Origin of the sequence: Exiguobacterium sp. RIT594, assembly GCF_003339585.1 — a bacterium.
In the GTDB taxonomy this organism is placed as follows: domain Bacteria; phylum Bacillota; class Bacilli; order Exiguobacteriales; family Exiguobacteriaceae; genus Exiguobacterium_A.
In genome coordinates this window covers 13,114-36,314 of record NZ_QPKF01000004.1, presented here as the reverse complement: position 1 = coordinate 36,314, position 23,201 = coordinate 13,114, and the positions used below count along the sequence as shown (strand labels likewise).

At 37.7% G+C, this 23,201-nt stretch carries 20 protein-coding genes; 10 read left to right on the top strand and 10 right to left on the bottom strand.

The window, feature by feature from the left end; genetic code table 11:
- Nucleotides 1–53: 53 nt before the first annotated feature.
- The 3 genes from dptF to dptH are packed head-to-tail and all read left to right on the top strand — an operon-like array spanning nt 54 to nt 7,672.
- The gene (dptF, locus tag DVG79_RS12390; RefSeq protein WP_114597000.1) at nt 54–2,315 is read left to right on the top strand and encodes a DNA phosphorothioation-dependent restriction protein DptF; all 2,262 of its coding nucleotides are present in this window, start codon (nt 54–56) and stop codon (nt 2,313–2,315) included.
- Nucleotide 2,316: 1 nt separating this feature from the next.
- A complete protein-coding gene (dptG, locus tag DVG79_RS12385; protein WP_114596999.1) occupies nt 2,317–3,690 on the top strand; it encodes a DNA phosphorothioation-dependent restriction protein DptG in 1,374 nt (457 codons plus the stop codon).
- A complete protein-coding gene (gene dptH, locus DVG79_RS12380; RefSeq protein WP_114596998.1) occupies nt 3,671–7,672 on the top strand; it encodes a DNA phosphorothioation-dependent restriction protein DptH in 4,002 nt (1,333 codons plus the stop codon). Before dptG ends, dptH begins: the two co-directional genes overlap by 20 nt.
- Nucleotides 7,673–7,708: 36 nt before the next feature.
- Here dptH and DVG79_RS12375 read toward each other — a convergent pair whose 3' ends face one another.
- The 7 genes from DVG79_RS12375 to dndD (DVG79_RS12345) form a co-directional block, all read right to left on the bottom strand.
- Nucleotides 7,709–8,830, bottom strand: a complete 1,122-nt coding sequence (locus DVG79_RS12375) for a cysteine desulfurase family protein (protein WP_114596997.1) — start codon at nt 8,828–8,830, stop codon at nt 7,709–7,711.
- Between the two features lie 14 nt (nt 8,831–8,844).
- On the bottom strand, nt 8,845–9,216 hold the full coding sequence (locus DVG79_RS12370) for a DndE family protein (RefSeq protein ID WP_114596996.1): 372 nt from the start codon (nt 9,214–9,216) through the stop codon (nt 8,845–8,847).
- Nucleotides 9,213–11,219 (bottom strand): DNA sulfur modification protein DndD, encoded by a 2,007-nt coding sequence (gene dndD, locus DVG79_RS12365; RefSeq protein WP_114596995.1) that lies wholly within the window; start codon nt 11,217–11,219, stop codon nt 9,213–9,215. The genes DVG79_RS12370 and dndD (DVG79_RS12365) overlap by 4 nt, the downstream gene beginning before the upstream one ends.
- A complete protein-coding gene (dndC, locus tag DVG79_RS12360; protein ID WP_114596994.1) occupies nt 11,194–12,843 on the bottom strand; it encodes a DNA phosphorothioation system sulfurtransferase DndC in 1,650 nt (549 codons plus the stop codon). Before dndC ends, dndD (DVG79_RS12365) begins: the two co-directional genes overlap by 26 nt.
- A 1-nt stretch (nt 12,844) precedes the next feature.
- Entirely contained in the window at nt 12,845–13,948 is a 1,104-nt protein-coding gene (gene dndB, locus DVG79_RS12355) for a DNA sulfur modification protein DndB (RefSeq protein WP_114596993.1), read from the bottom strand.
- Nucleotides 13,949–14,088: 140 nt separating this feature from the next.
- Nucleotides 14,089–14,493, bottom strand: coding sequence for a hypothetical protein (locus DVG79_RS12350; RefSeq protein WP_114596992.1), 405 nt, complete (start codon nt 14,491–14,493; stop codon nt 14,089–14,091).
- Entirely contained in the window at nt 14,493–16,748 is a 2,256-nt protein-coding gene (gene dndD, locus DVG79_RS12345) for a DNA sulfur modification protein DndD (protein WP_114596991.1), read from the bottom strand. Before dndD (DVG79_RS12345) ends, DVG79_RS12350 begins: the two co-directional genes overlap by 1 nt.
- 178 nt (nt 16,749–16,926) lie before the next feature.
- On the opposite strand from dndD (DVG79_RS12345), the gene DVG79_RS12340 reads away from it, so the two are divergent.
- Entirely contained in the window at nt 16,927–17,316 is a 390-nt protein-coding gene (locus DVG79_RS12340) for a RidA family protein (RefSeq protein WP_114596990.1), read from the top strand.
- 38 nt (nt 17,317–17,354) lie between these two features.
- On the opposite strand, the gene DVG79_RS12335 is transcribed toward DVG79_RS12340, so the two are convergent.
- Complete coding sequence (locus DVG79_RS12335; protein ID WP_114596989.1) at nt 17,355–17,738, bottom strand: hypothetical protein; 384 nt, start codon at nt 17,736–17,738, stop codon at nt 17,355–17,357.
- Nucleotides 17,735–18,106 (bottom strand): hypothetical protein, encoded by a 372-nt coding sequence (locus DVG79_RS12330; RefSeq protein ID WP_233494597.1) that lies wholly within the window; start codon nt 18,104–18,106, stop codon nt 17,735–17,737. The genes DVG79_RS12335 and DVG79_RS12330 overlap by 4 nt, the downstream gene beginning before the upstream one ends.
- A gap of 205 nt (nt 18,107–18,311) precedes the next feature.
- Here DVG79_RS12330 and DVG79_RS12325 point away from each other — a divergent pair, with 205 nt between their 5' ends.
- The 6 genes from DVG79_RS12325 (at nt 18,312) to DVG79_RS12300 (ending at nt 21,943) form a co-directional block, all read left to right on the top strand.
- Nucleotides 18,312–18,650 (top strand): PadR family transcriptional regulator, encoded by a 339-nt coding sequence (locus tag DVG79_RS12325; protein ID WP_114596987.1) that lies wholly within the window; start codon nt 18,312–18,314, stop codon nt 18,648–18,650.
- On the top strand, nt 18,643–19,125 hold the full coding sequence (locus tag DVG79_RS12320) for a hypothetical protein (protein ID WP_114596986.1): 483 nt from the start codon (nt 18,643–18,645) through the stop codon (nt 19,123–19,125). The genes DVG79_RS12325 and DVG79_RS12320 overlap by 8 nt, the downstream gene beginning before the upstream one ends.
- Nucleotides 19,122–19,631 (top strand): permease, encoded by a 510-nt coding sequence (locus DVG79_RS12315; protein ID WP_114596985.1) that lies wholly within the window; start codon nt 19,122–19,124, stop codon nt 19,629–19,631. The genes DVG79_RS12320 and DVG79_RS12315 overlap by 4 nt, the downstream gene beginning before the upstream one ends.
- A 16-nt stretch (nt 19,632–19,647) precedes the next feature.
- A complete protein-coding gene (locus tag DVG79_RS12310) occupies nt 19,648–20,307 on the top strand; it encodes a Type 1 glutamine amidotransferase-like domain-containing protein (protein WP_114596984.1) in 660 nt (219 codons plus the stop codon).
- The gene (locus DVG79_RS12305) at nt 20,304–20,714 is read left to right on the top strand and encodes an NUDIX hydrolase (protein ID WP_114596983.1); all 411 of its coding nucleotides are present in this window, start codon (nt 20,304–20,306) and stop codon (nt 20,712–20,714) included. Before DVG79_RS12310 ends, DVG79_RS12305 begins: the two co-directional genes overlap by 4 nt.
- A 230-nt stretch (nt 20,715–20,944) precedes the next feature.
- Nucleotides 20,945–21,943: a DNA/RNA non-specific endonuclease gene (locus tag DVG79_RS12300; RefSeq protein WP_114596982.1), complete on the top strand. Its 999-nt coding sequence runs from the start codon at nt 20,945–20,947 to the stop codon at nt 21,941–21,943.
- Between the two features lie 54 nt (nt 21,944–21,997).
- Here DVG79_RS12300 and DVG79_RS12295 read toward each other — a convergent pair whose 3' ends face one another.
- A complete protein-coding gene (locus DVG79_RS12295) occupies nt 21,998–23,083 on the bottom strand; it encodes a GGDEF domain-containing protein (protein WP_114596981.1) in 1,086 nt (361 codons plus the stop codon).
- Nucleotides 23,084–23,201 lie beyond the last annotated feature (118 nt).

Below are 23,201 nucleotides of genomic sequence, written 5' to 3'. Positions count from 1 at the left end.
CTATTGTTAGTCTCAATAAATAATAAATCGATTTTATATAAGGAGTAAAAGCAATGAGTGAAAGTACTTTTGATTTTTTAAAAGAGTGGAACGAAGATGCCTTTAAATTAGCACTCGACATGGAACGCCAATATTATATTGATTCGGACGCTGCGTTAACATATTCACGTAAATTTATTGAAGAGCTCGCAAAAGATATGATTTGGCGAAAAAAGTTAGATCAAGGATCTTTAGTAGAGATGATTCGATCACTTCAGGGAGCACATACCCTATCAAGCAAATCAATTGATGATTTGCACTATATACGAAAGCTTGGAAATAATGCTGTTCATAATCATTCAACGGAAAGCAGCATTCATTTGACTCGTGTACATAAAGCTATGTTTGATATTTCAGTCGATTATTGTGCACGACATTTTGATATGCCAAATATTCCTCACTATACGTTACCGTCTGTTCCTGTAACTTCATCACCAATGGACGATCAAAGTATGAAAGAACTTTTTATGAGATTACTTGATGATGTTGGTTTGACTGCTCCCCCCGCTATACCTGAAGATCATATACAAGTTGAAGATATCAAACGACCTGCTTTTTCTTATTTAAATGAAGAAGTTAATGATAATTATCTCTTCACTTATATTTCTCGCTTACAAGAAACGTCTAAAGATGCAGTAGAAAATGGTAACGATCCATTAAATGAATTAAGTAATTATTTGCATGTTGATCGTAAGATCCAGATAGAACTTGTCGAACAGTTGACAAATAGCCATGAAAATCGCCTCATCCTACTATGTGGAAATGTAGGTGATGGGAAATCTCATTTATTGAGTTATATACAAAAGAAACACCCTGATCTTCTTTCTGATTACAAAGTCTACAATGATGCTACAGAAAGTTTTGACCCTACGAAAAATGCTGTTGATACTTTGTTGGAACGACTTAAAGATTTTTCGGATCAATCTTTACAAAACAACTTAAGTTCATCAAAAATGATTCTTGCTATCAATATTGGAATGCTTGCTAAATTTCTTGATCATACAAAAGAAGATTCCGAATATACTTACTCATCACTTCGAGAATTTGTTGAGCAAACAAATGTTCTTAAACCAGGAAAAACCATTAGCATATCTTCGAGTTTTTTTACATTATTTAGTTTTTCAAGTTATCAATCTTATGAGCTAACTGAGAATGGTCCGAAGTCTTCATTTTACTCTGATCTTCTTGAAAAAATTTGTTCTGACTCTCCAGAAAATCCTTTTTACGATGCATATCGAGTCGATAGAGAAAATGAAGTTGATACGATTTTACATCGTAACTACGCATTGCTAAGCCAAAAAAATATACAAGATCAAATTGTCCAAGTGTTAATTGAGTTGATTGTAAAGCATCATGAATTGATCTCTGTCCGTGCCTTTTTCAACTTAATTTCTGACTTACTGATTCCTGTGAACTGGAACGAATTAAAACATGTTTCTGTTAAACCTTCTATAATGCTCGAAAATGGTTTACCTGAGCAGTTATTTAATCGTCCAGAACGCTCGAAATTATTGACACAAATAGCCCAACTCGATCCTTTAAGAACACGTCATCGCACTGTTGATGACTTATATCTTTCACTTTATACCGGTGGAGATGTAGATGAAATATTAGAACACTTAGACGAAAATGCTCAAGCCTTTTACTCGCCAGCTCAAGTAGATAGCATTCAAGAATGGACAGGTCAATTGATTAGATTGATGGTTTTAAGTAATCCAGAATTTGCAGAAACAATTCAAGATTCAGTCTATCGAAATTACCTTCATTTTCTCTACCAATACAACAAAGGAAATACTCGACTTTTGCAGCCGCTCTATGAAATAAGTAGCTCAGCTTACTACAAGTGGTTTGGCTCTCCAAAACCTTATTATGTATATACAAAAAAAATTACAAATCGTCATCGTCTTGCTTTTAAAGCTGAAATTGAAGGTAATCCAACGAAGATTAAATCAAGTACAGAAAGTGTTCTAAGTAAGTTTAGCCCGACTATCCTCTTACACTTCAATAAAAAAGGTAACGAGACTAACTTAGCTGAACTTGAAATCGACTATCCACTATTCCAATTATTCATGGATATTCAGGATGGATATCGTCCTACTAAAGAAGATGATCACCGATCTATTAAATTTTTAGAGTTCGCAGAGAAGATTCATGAAATGTGTACATCCCCATCAGAGGTAATGATTGTGACTGAAGACTCTAAACAAGCATATTTACTAAGTCAGGATCGCTTCGGCACTAAAACCTTTAAACACATGGGAACAGCGGAGGATTAACATGGAACTGCAAAGAGGAATTATTGAAAAAAAAGTTATTACAAGTAAAAAGAGAGATTTGAATGCATTCCATCAAATGTTCCCTTTTAACACTAATGCTACCAAATTAAAAGTTGATGAAACTTTTAAAGAAAATTGGACAGGAGAATTTGCTTCGTTTGCTCGTTTAATCAGTGGATACAAAGGTGAGTATTCAGTTGGAACTCAAACGAATGATTTCGAACCACTTTTAAATGAGATGTCTATTGAGCCTAAAGATCATGATGAATTTATTGCTTTACTAAACGAATTAGTAATCACAGGAGAAACAAAGCAACAACTCCAACATCCAAATATGTTATTGCACTTAGAACGAGTGGATTTAAAAAATCGTACTTTTAAAATTTCAGATTATCTTTATGATTTGTGCAAAGATCATACATCACTTCAGAATATGTTTAATCCTAATGAAGAGAACGATGTCTTACAAAATATCACTAAAAATTTTAAACCACTTCCTGAAAAAAGAGAAAAATCGCTTCCAACATTCGATCATAAACTACCCTGGTTAGGTGAACTGTTTACAGATGATTTATTATTTTTAAGAAATCATCCAGATTTCTTTATCAAATATGCTGACTTAGTAACCTACTACTATACATTCTTCTTACTGAGTCAAAACATTATTAAACTTTCATTACTTGAACAGGCTGATTATAGCAAAGGAAATATAGAGCAACTTTATTTCACACTCGATTGGGAACCTACTGTTTCAAGTAGGCGCGATGCTGTGCGCAAGGGATTTAAATACTTGGAAGAAATGGCTGGTAAATTATTTAGCACACAGCTCACATTGGCCCAATTGAGTTGCAATACAAGAAATTTAGAATCAGAAACAATGATGGAATTTCCTACAATCAAATCAATATTTGATCAACTTTCAAGTGAAGAACAAGGTATGTGGTTAGAAGAAGTAGATGCGCAATCTACTTCCATCATTGAAAAATCAAAACTTCAACGTCCAATTACAAAAAGTGAAACATTTTCAGATTCAGTTAAGCAATTAATTTCTGTTATGACAGTTTCTTCTCCTGAAGCTCCTCAAGGACGTTATGGAAATGCTGTTACTGAAATCGCCAAAACTCGAATTGTAAAACAACGTGGACGAAATGGGAATGTTTTTTCACTTAATCAAGAAATGCTCACTATGTTCCTTATAGTTATTGTTCGATCTTCTAAAATGCGCCTTCAGGATGTTTATTCAGAACTTGAAAGAAGAGGAGTTTTCTTGGATCGCTATAGTCGTATTGAATTTGAAAATACGTTAGAAAAAATGAACTTACTCATTAAAATGAGTGACAGCGGGGAGGCACAATATGTCAAATCAATTTTATGACTATTTATCATTACACATTAATGACTATTTTGTTCAGCATCCACCTAATAATGGTGATAAATACTTTATTCGTTTTGACCATCAAGAAGAAGTAACACAGTTCCTTGCGTCAGTTCAAAATAAAATCTCACCAGACTTTTTAAGTCCTTTTAAATATACACATGAACAGCAAACTCCCTTTCATTCTTATTCTATTCGCTATGGCAATATAAGATTGATACTAGCTGCTCAAACATCTGATGTAACAGCAGATTATTTAGTATTGTTACGAAATTTAGTAAGTCAACAACAAGAAGGATGGAAAAATACTGCACTCTTAATGTTACTACCTCATCAACTAGATAGTATCGAAGGTGGAAGTCGAAATTTACAAAAACAAGGAATGCCTCTTCATGTAAAAGCCTTGATTCATTCTTTAAAAAAAGATGTAGGACAGAAGCTTTTCAATGAGTCTGATCAAGCACTAATGTCGTTCTATCTATCTCAATTTATTGAAGAACATGGTGATACTGGTAATATAAATTTCATGGATTTTGAACCTATCCTCGACGTTTTAGCAAAAGGAAAAGTTTCCACAGATGATTATGAAAAACTTGGGTTTTTTAAAGATGATTTAACTCAATATGTAGGAACAAAAAATATTGAATTGCGACTTAAAGAAAATCAGGAACTCTACCAAATCATTCAAGATTATCATCTCTACAATATAGAAAAAGTTCTTGATAAAAAGTTTACGGTTGAAGGGCAAAAAAAACTAAAAGAAACTGATTGGAAAGAGCTGAGTTATGCTCAAGTAAATTCATACGTTGAACAAACAAAGAAAAAATTTGAGCTTGTAACTGTTTCAGCAAAGCAACATAACAAGAAAATTAGTGTTTGGGAATTACCTAAAAGTAATACTGCTGCCGGTCGAAAGCATCGTCATATTATTGTTTTCAATCCGGAGGGGCTGAATCAGATGACGCTCACACTGGAGTTTGATATCGATGGCGATCACAAAATGCCAAAAAGTATTAAATCTTCTGGTGCTCGTAGCAAAAATATTTCGGGACAAGCCAATGTTTCATTTGAACATAGTGGAAAAAAATTAAGAATTCTTTTAGATGAAATTGAAAATCAACCGTTTAACTTACATGCCGAATATCTTCATATTACTGGTCTTAAGAATAACTTTTATATAACTGTTCTTCCTTTTAGCGAAGACGTACTTGGAAATTACAAAGCATCTTATTCTAATGGTTGGACAGACGATTCCCCATTTCTTTCTTTAGAAGATCCAGATGGTATCATTCGCATCGGAGATCCTAACTTTGTACACCCTGAAGAACGTATAGTAACAAGTGATAAAGAAATTATTCGGGTAACAAGTGAAACAAATACCGTTTTTTCTTTTGATCCTGAGTTAATGGATGGCGATCAAATTCTCAGAATCAATCTGCAGATTGATGAATTTAACCCCATTGAGTTGCTTATTTCTGATTTACCAAATAAGCCTCATCCCATCACTGGAATGCGTCTTTGGCAAATGAAACGAGAAAAATCTTCTTCTGTTCTTGTTTCAGGAAAACGTCTGATTATAGGGAATGAGCAGTTTTATGATCATTCGGAATACCGTTCATTCGTAGAGCAAGAAATTCGTTGGGTTAAAGACAGTATGTTTACTGGTATCATACAGAATGGAGAGCTTTTTTCTAATGAAGAGTACGAAATACAAAATCTTTTATTACGTGAAACGTATAATCGATTTATTAATTATTTCAAAGGAATCAACAGTGTCCCCTTTTACGAGCAGGTTAATGAAGAATATTTAAGTGTTGCTATTCCTTACCTGAATGCCTATCTTCAGTTTGTACAGAATCTCAAAACAGATGACAAATTGATGGAAGACGGATTAGGTACTGATCGTTTAGGAACCATTTATTCAATTGATCAGAATCAGGTTTTCCTAACTCCTTTTCATCCATTGAATGTTGCTTATCAAATTGAACTTTATCAGCAGTTAGAAAATAATCATGTGAATTACTCTATCATCAATCGTTTGCGCCCTGATGCGCTCTTACCACTTTTGAGTTATCAGCCTGATGGCCAAAATCAACAATGGTATAAGCCAGAAAGTCAAAATGTTGCTCCAGAATGGATTTTATATAAACCGCTTGATGAACTCACTATTGTAGATGCTGAAAAGTTTCTTGATAAAGTTATATTTGATAAAATGAATCAATTTATTAATCATTTTGATTTTCTTTTTAACACTGAAACAAAAGCTTCTTTGAAACTAAATATAATTGAAATTTCAAGTGGACGTCCTATTTTAAAAGGTATTGTTTCTTGGATGTTCAAACAAATAGAAAAACATGGTGCTGACAAACTAATTCCTGTAGAAGTTCGCTTATATAATCATCATCACGAATCTGGACATAAAGACTTAGATGACTTCTCTCAATATGATTTCTTCAATGACCTTGAAAATCAATTCGATGACCTTCGTTCTTTGATGAAAAAAAGTAGTAATTACTTATTTGAAGACTTAATTCGAATTGTTCGTGCTAACTTAAAATTTTATCGATTCAGCCAAAGTGATAATTTTGAATATGCACATATCAGTTTTTATAAAATGAGAGGAAAAGAAAACATTTATCCAGACCGTGCGGATAATATGAAGACTGGTATGGCTTTAGGTGGACTCTATTCTACTTTATCAGCAACAATAAATAAGACTTCTTATTTAAGCGGATTCGGAACAAAATTATATCCAATTGACTCAGAAGAAATTTTGGCGAAAATTGCATATTCTGTGAATGAATTTAATTTCAACATGCGTGATGCAGGAAACAATCCTTATTCAAAAGGAACAGTAGCAGTTTCTTCGATGAAAGTTTTACCAGATGATACGTTTAATGAAATCTATGAACAATCTCATTGGGTAACATTTATAGAACCTACAGTAGATTTAGGATATTTTCATGGTAATAAAAATACAAATCAAGATTTACTAGTTATTCATTACAGTGATCAGTACACTTCATCATTCCGTTATGATGCTATCACCGTTACAAATAAAGCTGGTCAATATCAGTCAATCGTAAAAGAATTCTTTAAGTCGAATCAAATGATTCATCATGAACCAACGGATCAGCACATTGTTCAGGCCATTAAAGCCTTTAATACAATTAATGGTGAATGGCTTCTTGAAATGATTCGCCGTGGTATTGAGAGTCCTGAAAAACGAAAACACTTTAGTCGAGAGAAATTTAGCATTCTTTCAGCTGTTCGATATGCGCTTGCTTTGTTCGATCATCCTGCAATTACATGGGTTCCGATATCACTTGAAGAAGTCCTTAGAGTTGCTGGTGCTGCAGGATTTACTCGCGATAGTGTATTTTCAGCAAAATCATTAAATCGTTCTGGAACTCATTCTGATGACTTACTTTTAATCGGTCTTGAAGAATCTTCAACTGGATTAAAACTGCACTTTTTCCCTGTTGAAGTGAAAATCGGTATTAATGATGAGAGTGTAATAAAAAAAGCAATTGAACAAACAAAACATACAAAAGATCTTTTCCGTACTAATCTTTACAATCAAATTGGGGATACGTTTGAAAATGACTATTATCGTCTTTTCTTCGCTCAACTCTTCCTGACAAATGCTAAAAAGATTCATGAAAGTGAACTTTGGCCTGAACGGACAAACTATGATTTTGAAAATAATCGTCAATCAGTCATCACGTCTTTATTAAAAGGAGATTTTATAATTGATGATTCTCTGGAACCTTACCTCGGAGATGGAATCGTACTTTCCTTCAAACATGATGTCCCAAGTGCTTCTCTCGTAAAACGAGAGGATCACACATTAGTTCATTTGCCAGAAGCATTTGGTATTAGAGGAGTACTTCAACCAATTCAACAAATTAAAGATCATATCGATAAAATTACAAGTGATATCAAAAAAGAAGATTTAATCGAATCTTTATATACGACTTAACAAAAAATCAGCATCGGATAAACCGATGCTGATTTTTTATAATTCTAAAAAGACATCTAACTCTTTTTCTGATTGATAAGGAGATAGTGAAAAACGAATAGTTGAACGTAATTGTTCCATGGAACAACCAATTTCTTGAAGTACATGACTTGGTTTACTTGAACTACATGCAGACCCTGTTGAAACCGCCATAACTGGTGCAAGCTCTTTGCAAAGAATCTCATTGTTCAAGCCTTTAAACTGAACACTTAAGATTCCAGGGATTTTGTTTTGTTCATCATTGTTGAAATGAATGACATCACCAAATTGTTGAATTAGCAATTGGCTAAGCCTCGCTTCAAGTTTCGTTAATTGCTGGAGATTTTCATCTAATCTTGAATGAGCTATTTCTGCTGCCTTTCCCATTCCTACAATTAATGGAACTGCATGGGTTCCACTACGATAACCGTTCTCCTGGGCACCTCCATGTAAAAGAGGAGTTATCTTCAAAGATAAACCCATGTCGTCTTTGCGAACGATTGCTGCACCAATTCCTTTAGGTCCATAAAATTTATGTGCTGATACTGATAGAAGCTGCACGTAGGGTAACTCCTCTAAATTAACTCTTACTTTCCCAATTACTTGAGTCGCATCTGTATGAAAAAAAGCACCGTATTGATTTGCGAGTTTAGATGCTTCTTTGATTGGATTTAATGAACCTAGTTCATTATTACCCCATAAAAGCGTTACCAATACGGTTGGTTTCTCTAGTAAAGCTTCTTTCAAATCTTTCAAATCAATTCTTCCGTATGAATCTACTGAAAGATATACGACATCGAACCCTTGAGTCTCAAGGTATCGAAGTGTTTCTAATACAGACGGATGTTCTACAGTACTAGATATAATTCGTTTACCACGATTAGAGTGCGACATCGCAATTCCTTTTAGTAAAAAGTTGTTACTCTCGGTTGCTCCGCTTGTAAAGATTACTTCATCAGCTTTACTATTTACTAACTCTGCTACAGCTTGTCTAGAACGATCTACCGCTACTTTTGCATCAACAGCTTGAGCATAGTATTTACTAGAAGGATTACCAAAAACATCTGTCCAATACGGTAGCATCGCATCTACAACGTCTTGATGCGTTGGTGTTGTTGCACTGTTATCTAAATACAGCATACTATTCTCCTTCTCTACTCAATTTCTAATATCTTCATCCAAAACTTTTGAGGATTTCCTGAGTATTGATAGATTTTAAATAGTTCGTCGGCTCCTCGATCAATATGAGCGTTAAACAGATCAGGAAAATAATGTTCTTCTTCAATTGCTTGATTTGCATGCTGTAGAATCATAGATTTATATGAAAAATCGTGTTCTCCAGTCAATGTGGCTCTGGAAATCTCAAAATTTGAAATTTCTTTTGTATTCACTTTTGGTATTTGTTCATTTTTTAGGGAAAGTGCAACAGCTATCCTTGCCAATACGTTAGGTGTAATATTCGTACTTGCTTGTAGCTGTTGAAATATTTCTAGTGTTGTCTTGGATAATTTTAAGCGATGATTCATGATATTTTCTCCGTTTCATTAAAGCGGAAGTAACTTGGTACTACCTTGATCGAACGTTCAGTTGTATCGAAATTCAAACTGTATTCTCTATTGATGACAGGCTTCAATAATTTATAATTTGCTTCTGTCACTTCAGAGTCTGTCGATAGAATCAATACTTGCTCACCAAATGCAGGAATGAGTTCAGTTAAAAGATTCTCACGATGTTCCACATCCAAACGTCCCAAAAGTGTATCGAAAATAAAGGGTAATTTGTTTCCTGATACATCAAATACTGCCCAAACTAGTGACATGAGTAATAACTGTTTTTCTCCTGCCGATAATGTAGATTGAGGAATTCGTTTTTGATCCTCAGAATATAAAGTAACCTCATACGTCATTGAATTAATTACAAGACGGTGCAAATAACCTCTTTTTCGGAAGAGACGATTAATCATTTTTAGTGCTTGCTTTTCAATCAATTGAATCCCTTTTTGCTGTTGCTGATTTTGGAATTCTAAAAGTAATGCGCGCATCGCTGTAGCATTATGCATAACACTACTTGATTGGTTAGCTTCTCTATCGATTTCTTCACTCAATTGATCATATTCTTCCTGTAAACTGACACGCTCTCCTTGGACTAAAGCCCATTGTTTAGTTGTTACTTTCAATTCTTGATTTTTTTCGGCATATTGCTCCTGTAACTGCTCAAGTTCAGATAACATCCCCATAAAATCTTCAACACTATCACTTTGAACTATAAGTTTTTGCTTAATTAATTTAATTTGTTCATCCATATTTTGTTGATCACTTATTTTTTTACGATAATAAGAAAAATCAAGATTTTTAATCCCTTCAAATACAGACTCAATTTGAGCTTTTTCACCAAAGGAAGCACGATGAATAATTGATTGACCCTTCGGTTGAATAGCTGTTAAAGATTCTTGAAGCGCTTCTTCTAATTGATTTGAATTAGTTTTAATACGATGTGATAACTCACTAGCTAATTCTTGAAGCATTTCTCTTTTCACATCATCAATACTTTCAATCAATTTTTCTTCTTTCAACTGTCCTCTTACTTTTTCAATTAAATTACGATTTAATAGGAAAGGTAAATTACCATTAATAAGTTCTTGAACACTTGATTTATTCTCTTTTTTCTTACGTTCTAATTCGTTCAATTCACTTTTTAATTGTTCTTCTTCTTCTTTTAAAAGACCACCAAATGATTTCAATTCATTTTTCTGAGAAGTGACAGTTAAACTAATTTCTTCTAAATTATCAGATAGAACATCATATCTTTTTTGTAGCCTATTATCTTCTTGAATCAAATTATTCAATTCTAGTTTCAATCTTTCAAGCTTATTTTGCTTATTCGGATCAACTGAATTTTTAGTTTCCTCATTGATAACGCGATTAATTGTGTCTTCCAACAAGAAAGGAACTTCTAGTTTTAAAGCACTTTTAATTAAGCGCTCTAAATGGTTAGATAGTTCATCTTGTTGAATGATTCTGTTGATTTCTTCTCCATCAAATAGGCACACATCATACAAATATGGAGGAAGCGATTCACAGAAACGATTGAAGATTAAGTCCCTTTTCTCATCACTAACCGGAAGACTTGCACCATCCTTATAAATTGAAAAGAACTCTCTTCCACCTGTTTCTGTAAAGTTCCACTCTCTCACAAATCGGATTTCTTCCCTGACAGAAGATTCTACCTGTTCAAAAGTTAAATCGATTTTAAACCAAGGCATTGATATCTTTAAGCCTTCTATTTTTTCTAGTTCATCATGATTCATTAAGCCTTTAATTCTTTTAAAATATGTTGATGAAGCGGTCTTCATATCATAGGCAAGTGGTCCAAATAGCCCTAACTTCATTGCAGATAAAAATGTTGTTTTACCTGCACCGTTTTTCCCACCAATCAATGTCACATTTTGCTTACTACGTTTACTTGAAAAATCAAAAGTTTGTTGTTTATAAGCACCAATATTTTTAAGCGTCAATGACTTTAGTTTCATTCTCTATCTCCCCTTCATGGTACAACTGAAGGTAATCCTGCTTGAGCAAAGATGTCACTTCTTTTTGGAATCCACGTTTTACTTTTAAGCTTACATACTCGTTTCCAACGTGGAATAATTTTTTTACAGTATTTAAGTCAAGTTGATGTTTTTGAACTAGTAATTCTAAATCCGACATTTGATCTGCGGTCATTAATGGTCGATCATCATGCTCCCAATCCAGTTCTGTACCAAATACTTCTAGATAGATTTGTGGTAATGAGTCGTTCCAATCACCTTCACGTAACCACATTCTTCTGATCATACGAAGCTCTTCTTCTTGAATAAGCGGAATATCATGTGTAGTCGGTGCATTTAAGTCACGTTGTACTTCTAATAATTCTTTTAGTAGTAATTGTCGTGCCTCAAGTGTGAATGGTCCTAGACCTAATTGCGAATACGTAGCATTTCCTTCTTGATCCGTTTGACGAATGAAAAAATCTCGATGTTTTTCTGGTCGACTTAGATCAATTTGATTATTTACGATATATGAATTTAAGTTGTACTCATCGACAACCTCAGCAGTTTCTACATTGTCTGATTCTACATCTTCAGTAGAATAAAGTTTTGCTTGTCTGCCACCTTTTTTCTTGATTGAAAGATACGTGATACCATCTTTTTCATAGCTTTCCACACCAATCAAATAGAATTTACCATTCATCCGACGATGCATTCTTAAATTACGATCATCCCGCACATGGACTAAACGATTTCTATACTTTAGTAGAGGAGTCATCCATTCTTCACCGCTATTAATAAATCCTGTTAATGATTTGTCTTCAGAAACCACTGGACAAACCCAACATCCAAAGCGACTGTTCCCACATGATCCGGCACTTTCTTTGATAGATTGATCGACTACTAAAGGACATTCACCACTGGAATTCATGTACATTTCCTGTAATTTTGCATTATCTTCTCCCCATGGTGAAGGGTTAGACAAAAGATATCCCCATACATCATCTAAACCAAAGTCTTTTATAGGAGCAAAAACAAAAGCATTGTTTAAAGTTGTGTGCTTTAACAATTCTGTACCTTGAATTTCATGTTCTTTGATTGAGTTACCTCGACTCTGACTTTCTTTAGAACGGACACCTAAAACCATAATAACTTCGCCAAAACGATTCACTTTATCTTTAATAAAGCGATCTGCAGGATCAATTTTTAAGCGATCAGTACACCATCTAAATGTTTGATTAGGTGTTGGATATCCTCGACCAATAATATTTGACCAGAATGTTTTTTCTGTTAAGGGTTTTACTTTTTGAGTTTCTAACGGTAAACCTACTCTTAATGCAGTATCTTGCATCCGTTGTAAAGAACCGTTAATCATTGCTGCAACAAGTGGATTCTCTACCATCGTATCTGAGGAAATTACATAGATTTTTTTATGCCACTGTTTTGGCGACATTTCTAGCAATGCTTCAAAAATGAGCTGTACTGTTAATGTTGAATCTTTTCCCCCACTGTAACCGATAACCCACGGTCTCTCATCTTGTTCATATACGCGTTTAATTAGTTCTTTAGATTGTCTTGCTAAAGGATTGTCTTCTTTTTTTGCCAGTTGATTACTAATAATCCCCATTTTAAATTAACTTCCTTTCTACAGAAAACTCCTGCTCCATCGACTTTTCTTTATCATTTAAATCTATATTTAAAAGTTGTTTAATTCGGATTGACGTCAGAGCAATTGTTCGGCGATTTTTAATAATTCGTCCGGAGTCATCATAAGCTCTTCCTTTCCAATCTTTTTCGTTCGTCCGACTCCAATCAATACCTGATAGCTCTCTAATTCCTAATAACCACGAATCTGGTCTCTGAGCAATTAATGTTCTTCCCACTTCTGCTACGGCTTCAATAAATAAACCTTGTGCCGTAATTGATTGAAGTCTCAATGTTCTTGGAGAAATATTTCTTTTCAGTACTTCTTCCCATTCAGGAATAGTCTCACATAATGTACTCCAAAACAAATTAATAACTTCTACATCTTGTTCAGTAATTGGTTCACCTTTTGATTTTTCAATCAATCTCAAGTTTGCGTTGTAGATATGATTAATCGAGAGTAATTTTGGAGAGTTTTTTGAAAGTGATGTTCTTTCTTTTTCTGTATACCTAGCCAAAAGTGGAATCTCATCCAGCAGATTTTTAGTTACCATAGATAGTTGATCACGGTGGTCATACAGTATACCAATAGAAGATGTAGTATTAACGGCATGACGATTCAAATCTGAAAATATTTGTTGTGATCGCTTTAAACCAGCATCTTGGAAAAATACAACTGATATTGTTTCATTCCCAAGTTCAGGTGCGAGTTTCAATGCTTCTTCAATCGCTGCTCTTCGATGCTGGCCATCATTTATCAAAAATCTGGACTCTAGTGAAATAGAAAGTTGACCGAGGTTTTGATAATTAGGATGATCATTAAATGGTTCAAAATTCATCTCTCCATCTACTGATGCTGTCAAAGAAGAGAAGACATAGTCTTCTGGATGATGAACAATGTATTCTGTTATTTCTGGAATGCGTCCTTTGTTAATAATTCTCTGAGCACGATATTCAACAGGTACTTCTTCCTCATCAAATAAAAAAATTTTAGGGATTAGTTTTAGTGGACACATTACTACAAAGTATTCTTTATTTGCTTGGTAACCCTTTAAAGCTGGAAAATTATAATTAAATGTAGCATTCATGTCGTATATAATCCCCTTTCATTACGTACGTAACTTTGATACAAGTATAAAAAAATAAAGGTTAATATTCAAGTGAATATAACCTTTATTTGTATTTTCTTTAATCAACATTTATTAAAAAGCTATTTAGTTCAAAATCTTTATTTTAAAATCTTTATTTTAAAATCTTCTAAATCTCCACTGTCATGGTGATTTTCCCATATGAGATACAATGATTCGATTCCGTGTTCTATAAACATTCTCATATGCTTTTTAATTTCAGAATCTGATAAAGAAATTCCTGCTTCGTTAATAATTAAATGTTTAAAAATCATAAAATCATCACCCGAGATTATCGATCCCATCTCCCAATCACTACTTTCGCATCCAGGAGGAAATTCTTTATATAGCCCTTTGCTGTTAGCGATACCTGTAGATAGCCCTAACTTTACAACGAATGGTCGTACATCCTTTGAATTTTCATCAAAAGAATCCACAAATTCTCCCATCAAGTCATCTATTCTTAATTTAGTCGTTTTAGATATCTTTATTCCCTTAGAATCCATTACAACACCCCTTTCGTGAACTCAAAATACCCTTCACGAATTACTGTATATTTCTCATCTTGGTTATAATCCAACATAAGTTGTTTTGCAGTGTTCTTCTCCATTAACTCCATATATTCTTTCGTGATTTCTGTGTCAGTTGATAAAATTACAACTTGTTTACTTAGTTTTCTATAAAAATGTGTTATCAAATTATTTCTGTGGTGACTATCCAATCTTCCGAGAGGCGTATCAATCACTACAGGTAAATCTAAATCAGAAGCTTTTGTCATTGCCCATATAAATGCTGAAGAAATAATTTGCTTCTCACCTGCTGAACGCTCTTCAATCGGAATTTCTGTTCCTACTTCGTTTTTAATTCTGATGCACATACTTTTCTGATCAAAATAAGCATTTCCAAATTCATTTTGTTTTCTAAATAAGGCAGATAACATTTCTTTGAATTCGAAACTAATAAGAGCAACTTTCCAATTTAACACCTGCTCTGTGTAATGATTGACTGCTTTTTGAATTCTTTTAGAGAACTCGTATTTTTGTTGTAAATCAGAGTCTGTTTCTGCGTTTTCTCCAAGGCGTCTTAATTCGTTCACTAATTTTGTGAGTTCTTCTTTGATTTGATTTACTTTATTTCTTCTAACACGTCGAGTTTTTTCTTTATCACCCACATCCCGGTTTAAAACTTCAATTTCCTGATCTATCTCGGAGACGTCTATTGCTGAAGGTGCTAAACTAACTCTACGATTTAGATTTTTCAAATCGTTTTCATATTTTGAAATATTTCGGATCAAATTCTTAATTTGATCGCCTTTTGCATTTGAAGTTAAGTTAGACAACATTCGTTTCGTATCATTTGTCACATCATGGAGAATTTTGATCTCATCAACTTTTGAAATATTGTGATCTTCCATCCAAATTAGTTTACCTAGTTCTTGAATTTGGATTAGTTGTTTCTCAGTTAAGGCAGGTGTTAAAGGTTTTGATAATAACTGCTTCATAAACTCATCATATGGTTTCAACGCTGCTGTTGAGCGAATTAATTTTTCCTGTGAGAGCTGTTCTTCTTTCATTCTCTGAGATAGCAAATGTATTTTATCTTTTAAAATAGTTGGTATAATATTTTTTTTATAGAGAATATTTAAGTTGTTTTTTTCATTTTTTAATCGTTCTTCTAACTGACTCACTTCTTTTAAAATCACATCACGCGTATCTCTATTTTTCATTAAAATATCAGTTTTTTGTTTACGTAGTTCAGCTAGTTTTTTATTACGTCCACTTAAATATATATCTACTTTATTTAGCTTGGTTTCTGCTTCTTCTAATTCTTCTCTTAATGTTTTGATTACCTTGTTAATCCGATTCACTTTTGCGGCATCGGCCATTTGTGCAAGTGACCGCTCATAGTCTCTTACAATTGAATCAATATCACCTTTGAGGTTGTCATAAAACATTAAGCCAATCATACGGTTAATAGCATCTTTAAACTTAGTCGAGTTTCTAGAAGCAACAAGTGTGCTAATTTCTTCTCCGTCAAATATAAAATATGGTGATGACTCCAATGGAAGCCACCCATCAATTAATCGATTAAAAGTATCCATGTTTTCTTTAGTAATAATGTTATTACTAACAGGTCTAACCGAACCATTTCTTTTCTTAATTAAAGTTCTTGTCTCACTAATCATTCTTTTGGCATTGTCATATTGCCATGTTAACTTTATTGTATGGGTATAGTCGTTATCGACAGAAAGTGTTAACTCAGCACTTGATTCGCGACCGCCTTCAGAAAAAAAACGATTATTGATCGTATTAGCAAATTGTTCCTTATACTCAAGATCAGTCATATTCCTTTTTCCATATAACAAGACTCGTAATGCTTTTAAAATAGTAGTTTTGCCGGCACCATTCATTCCACCTACTAAAATAATATTTTCTTCTGATTGTGTAGGCATTTTAAAGTTCAGGGTTTGTTTTCCGTAATATGTCTTATAGTTATTTAATTTTAATTCTATAAAATCAACAGCTTGTACTTGTAATTTCAGTGCAGAATCGCCTGTCAAAATTTTCTTTTCTTTTGAATACAGAACAATTTCATCTCTTATTCGTTTCCGTCTTTTTGCATCAGACCCTTTTTCAGAGTAGTGATCAATTTTTGCACTTTGTAATATTTTATATAGTGTATTTGGAAAAATATTATTAGTAAGAGCCGCTTCTTTTAAAATATCGACTTCAGTTTTAGTTTTTAACGAATCATCGTACATTATTATTAACCTCCGTTATCTTTACAAAACGACTAAGCTTGATTAAATTAATTAAGAATTACCTAAACAATAAATCATGAATTTTCAAACTGTATTTATTAATTTTATCACGCGTTTTTACTTAGTAGTTAATTACCATCTTGTATTTTCCATCCTAAAAATTAAAGGAGGATTTCCCATGGGAATTTTTAAAAAAATCGAAACAACCAACGCACCTGCTGCGATTGGTCCCTATTCACAAGGCTTTATCGCTAACGGTACGTTATACGCATCCGGTCAAATCCCAATCAATCCCGCGACGGGTGAAATGGTCGTCGGTGGCATTACAGAACAGACGGAGCAGGTCATGAAAAACGTTAATGCCATCTTAAAAGAAGCCGGTCTGACACCGGATCGTATCGTCAAGACGACGTGTTACTTAACGAGCATGGATCATTTCGCTGCGTTTAATGATATCTACTCGGATTACTTTGCCCCGCATAACCACTTCCCGGCTCGGTCTTGTATCGCCGTCAAAGAATTGCCGAAAGGTGCTTTAGTTGAGGTTGAGATTTTAGGATTAGTTTAATGACTTGCAACACGTCATGTTTTTAGTGGCGTGTTTTTTTATTGCTTCTTTATTTCCTTCATCCGCTTTTTCGCCTCCAGTGACATTGCCACCACTATGGCAATCAATTGTGGAATGAGCATCAACAGACTGACGAGCAGAATCAGTTGTTCGGCCGTCAACGGTTTGAAGTAACCGTCAAATCCATAGGCATCTGTTTGACCTGCAAAATAAACAGAGATGGAGTAAGACAGAACATTACCGGTCATCACAAACAGCAGATGACTCCACCGCTGACCGATAAAAGCGAGAAACGTGAATCCGACAAGTAACAGTAGATAACCGAGTAATGTCCCTGTCTTGAAGTCTTCGAGCAACGCCAGGTAGACGAATGGAATACAATAGCCGGCTAAGACAGCTAACCCGATCCACCACTTCTTCATCCAAACTCCCCCTCGTCCCTTCCAAACTGACGGTACAGCCAATCCCGAAGCAGTTCCCAGTGTTCCGGATAGGCGTTACTGCCCTGAGATGCTCCGTTTCCCTCTGATCCCGTCCAACTGATTTCCCAATATGTCCCGTCGAGAATCAGCCATTCTGTCGTGTATTCCGGTTGCCAGTCGATGACCCCGGCCTTCTCTAAACGTCGTGTCAGCTCCTGCTGTTGCCGTCGGGACAAGAGAACGGTCGTTTCTTCTCCTGTTCCCTCCTCTAGTCGTAATTCCTGAGTCGCGGCCATCCACGTAAATAGTTGTTCTTCTCCCATGCCGGACTCCCGGTAACGGAATTGTTGGATTGGATTGTCGCTCATTTTTATCCGTCCTTCCTCGTTTACTCCTGTTATTTCCAGTATAATTCATTTTCCGTTTTCTACCTATCTCAAAAAATGATTAGGTTCTGCTGATGGACCTATTTCTAATCGGCAGTTGCTTTTTCATCTTTTCGATTTTATACTGTCATCAACAGTTAAGTGTTAATAACAGTTCCAAATCATGATTAATCAGGAGGGATTTACGTTGAAACATACCGGTCGCCACACAGGCGCTTTTTTACTCTTATTCCTTGCGAAAGGTCCCACCTATGGCGGGGATCTGCTCCAACGCTGCGAGCAGGAGTTGCCGTTTAACCCGATTGACAGTGCGATTCTCTACCGGACACTCAAAAAACTTGAAGAAGAAGGTTTCGTCACTTCCATCCTCACCACGTCTCCCCAAAACAAGATGGTGAAAATGTATCAGATGACATCGTCCGGTCGGGCACAACTCGACCGCTTTCATGAGGACATCGAACAAAAACTTCAAAATCTACTGTATTTCCAGACGCACTATGCAAAACAGGTAAAATCCGATGGTTAACAGCATCGTGCTGTACGGAATTGTCATTCTTCTGTCCAGTTTTTCCTTCTACAAGGACAAACAAAAGACGCAGGCGGCATTTGCGAAAGCCTGGAAAATCTTTACGAACCTGTTGCCGGATCTCCTGGCCATCCTGTTGTTCGTCGGTTTGTCGTTATCGATTCTGTCGCCTGCGCAAATCTCGGCCTTACTCGGACAGGATGCCGGGTTTCTTGGTATTATACTGTCGCTCGTCATCGGTGCGATTGCTCTGATTCCGAGCTTCGTCGTCTTCCCGCTCGGCGCGACCTTACTTGAGAACGGTGCCGGATTGGCACAAGTTTCGGCTTTAATGGCTTCACTGATGGCCGTCGGAATCATGACGATTCCGCTCGAGAGCCGCCTGTTCGGCAAACGTTTTGCTTACGTGCGCAACCTATCCGCACTTATGATGTGCCTGTTCTTTTCATTACTCGTCATGGAGGTGCTTGGATGAAACGGATCAAAACATATGGCTTTTTCCTCACAATGTCCGTCCTCTTGCTCGGACTTCTGCTCGTTGATCCTGTACGCGGTCAGCATGCCGCCCGGCTCAGTTTTAACAGTCTGCTCGATATGCTGCTTCTGTTGCCACCGATTCTGGTCTTGGTCGGTTTACTTGATCAATGGATCAAAAAAGACACCCTGCTAAAATACATGGGACCAGATGCAGGGGCTCAAGGATATGTGTATGTCTTATTACTCGCTGCCATCGCAGCCGGTCCGCTCTATGTCGCTTTTCCCGTCGCCGTTCTCCTGCTCGAAAAAGGCGCCAGCGTCCGATATGTCGTCTTTTTCCTCGGAGCGTTCACGACGGTCAAGTTACCGGTCCTGCTGTATGAAATCTCTTCGTTTGGTCTTGTCTATACAGCGCTTCACATCGGTTTTGGTCTGCTGTTCTTTTTCATGACGGCCCAACTTTTTGAACGGTATCAGACCGCTTTGCAGATGAAATCATTTTAAAAACAGGAGGTTTTTCATGATGGATCAACAGCTGTTTCTCTTCGGTGGCGGTCCGCCGTTCACGCCAATGCTTTGCGAACAATTCGTCTCTTGTCTCGACCAGTCGGGACCGGTTGCTTTACTGTATGTCCCGCGTCCCGACTCGTCCTGGGCAGATTATGCCCCGATCTATACGAATGCGTTAACAGCAAATGGTGCAACAGATTTTTTCCACTTTCCATTGTCTGCGCGTCCGGCACCTGAACAACTCGAACGGTTAGCAGGAAGTGCCGGCATCATCATCTCGGGTGGCGAGACGGAACGCTACCAACAGTTCATCGTCGGCACACCAATCGGTACCATCATTCAAGAACGGTTTCAGCACGGCGTTCCGGTCGCCGGATTTTCAGCCGGTGCCTTACTGACACCAAACGAATGCCGGATTCCTGCGATTGATCAACGGGACGGTAAATCATTAGTCCTGAAGGGTCTCGGACTGTTACCGGACGCCGTAATTTCCGTCCATTACGACACATGGCAGGAAGAGACGAACTTGTACGAGGCGTTTATAAAAACGGAGAGTACCTTCGGCTACGGTTTACCGGAACGAAGCGGCGTTTATTTGAAGAACGGTCAGTTGATGCAACAGGAAGGACCGGAAGCTGTTCTTCTCAGACAAAAGGGGGGAAACATATGACAACGATCGTAACAGCCGTCAAAGGTATCGTGCAGTACGACAACCGGATCTTAATCGTCCAACGCGCCGCTGCCGACTCCGGTGGCGGAACGTGGGAATGTCCGGGTGGGAAAATTGATTTCGGCGAGTTGCCGGAAGACAGTCTGGCACGGGAAATCGAGGAAGAAACCGGACTGACGGTCACTGTCGACCGCATCGCTTATGCTTCGAGTCTCATGACGCATCCGGACCGCCAAGTCATTTTGCTGGTCTACTTCTGCACCGCCACGACTCGGACCGTCGAATTGTCCGATGAGCACGACGCCTACATGTGGGCAGATGAATCGACACTCCGCCAACAGATTGCACCCAATATCCTCGCTGATTTTGAGCGGTATCAGATTTTCCCGCAATTGATTTCCTCTTAAAGACAGTTCTTCCTATGGAACTGACCATTTCATTCCAGTCATCCGTCCGGACACGTCACTTTTAAGTGGCGTGTTTTTTGGTGTGAAACGACCGTCTCTTGAAAGACTATTTTTGATAAATTACCTGACACTATCTATATCATGTAGTTAGATATTTAAAATCAGCTTGTATTCAGGATAAAAGATTCCTAAAATGAACAAGTATGTCATGCCATTTAAGGAGTCTACCTATGAAACTATCCTTTACTTACTTTGCGTTACCACTGGCTGCCCTTCTCTTAACGGGATGTGCCGGTGAAGAAACAGCTTCGCAAGAACCAAAGACCGACCAATCAACCATTCAGAAGGATTCACCGAAGCAGGCGGAAACGGAAACAGAAACCAAACCGGCCGAAGCAGACCAAACCTCTGAGAAACCCGTCACGAAAAAACCGGTGAACACCGAAACGGCTACTGCTGAGGCGACAGCCAAGTCTTCGAAGAACTCCGTTTTTTCGGGCTATACAAAACTGAACGTCGACGGGGGCGATCTGTCGGGTGACCGGGAACCGAATGCTGTCGTCAATATCGGATTCGGCAATCGGAAGTATTGGGCGTTTACGAACGAACATGCCCAACTCGTTAAAGTGATCGCGAAAAAAATCACCTTACAAAATGATTCCGAGGAAACGACGTCATCCGGTCGCTATTATTCAGACGAAGCGAAGGTCCCCGGTGTTGAGAGTCCGCAACTCGACGAAGGCCACGTTATCGCCGATTCACTGGGCGGGGTCTCAAACGCCTACAACATCACGCCGCAGGACAGTACGCTCAACCGGCACGGTGATCAAGCTTATATGGAAAACACTATCCGCAAGGCCGGTGAGGTGACAGACTTCGAAGCAATCATTACGTATCCGGATACGAACACACAAATCCCGTCGCATTATCACTATACGTATACGCTACGAGGAAATAAAATCGTCGATGACTTCGATAACGTCAATCCGGATGAAGTCAATGCCGAACTCGGTCTGACCGAAGACAAAGAAGAACCGGTACAAGCTCCTGCCGATCCGGAACCAGCTTCGGACGCGACAAATGACGTCTCAACCGTCGACGCGAACGGCAACGGACAAGTTACAATCCAAGAGGCGAAGGACGCCGGTTTCGCGATGCCGATTACAGATGACCATTGGCTTTATCCGTACATGCGGGACAATGACCATGACGGGATGGTCGGCGAATAACCGATAGGTAAAACAAACAGGCGGACTCCGGGGAGCCCGCCTGTTTGTTTTGGATTATTCTTCGCTGTAGCCGACGACCTTGTTACGTCCCGTCTGTTTCGCCTGATACAATGCCTGATCGGCTTTTTGGACGACTTCAAACGATGTCTCGCCTTGGTCCGACGAGGCCGCCCCGATTGATAACGTGACATGGAATGCCGGATACGCGCTGAAGACAAAATGCTGATCGGCACAGGCAGAACGGATCGTTTCGCCGAGCCGTCCGGCTTCTTTGAGCGGTGTGTCCGGTAACAGGACGACAAACTCTTCCCCGCCGTAACGTCCGACGAGCGCCTGATCCGGACAACAGTGTTCGAGCAGGTGGCTTAATTGTCGCAAAACGACATCCCCCCCGTCATGTCCGTACGTATCGTTGACCGATTTGAAAAAGTCGATGTCGACAATCAGAACGGAAAACGCATAGCCGTGTTGATCATAGTGAGCGAGTGTCTCATCCAGTTTCCGCCGGTTGGCGAGATTCGTCAGCCCGTCCGTCAAAGCAAGCTCCTGCTGGGTCTGGACGAACTGGAAGTGTTTGCGCAGTTCCTGCAGGAAACGGTACGTGACATAACCGCCCAGTAAAATGAAAATGATATAGACCAAGGCGATTTCAAGAAACCGGTTAAATGTCTCCGTTAATAGATAGAGGGCAGGTAAACTGTAACCAATCCCGATACCAATCAAGACTAAATAATCTTTGAGTGTATGCGACGCAAATCGACGGTAAATGCTTGCCGTGATGAGTAAAGCGATACAAATTAAACCGGTCAGGATCAACCCTTCGTAAGCCCCCGGCGGCGTAACGGCAAACCGGGCGCCAAGAATCGCGAGCGTCGTAATGCCGGCACTGACCCAGCCGCCGTAATAAAACGCCGTGACAAGCGCAACGAGCCGTAAATCAATTTTTGCACCATCATAGGTAATGCTGTTCAGAACAAGCAGGACACTGATAAACCCGGCAATCAACCCGACCAGAATACGAAGCTTGACCGGTGACGCCGGTGAAATGCGTTTGACGTGTCGGAGTGGTAAAGAGGCAAATAACAGTGACGTGATCAATAACGAAAAATTCAACAGAAACTGATTAAACTGACTCAACATGCTGCACGCCCCTTATGTAAAACTAATTCCCTACACGTTATAGTTCTTTATCGGACTAATTCTTACCTGTTTCAAGCACTCTGACAGGTTTCCATTTTTTTCATCAGGGAATCAGTTC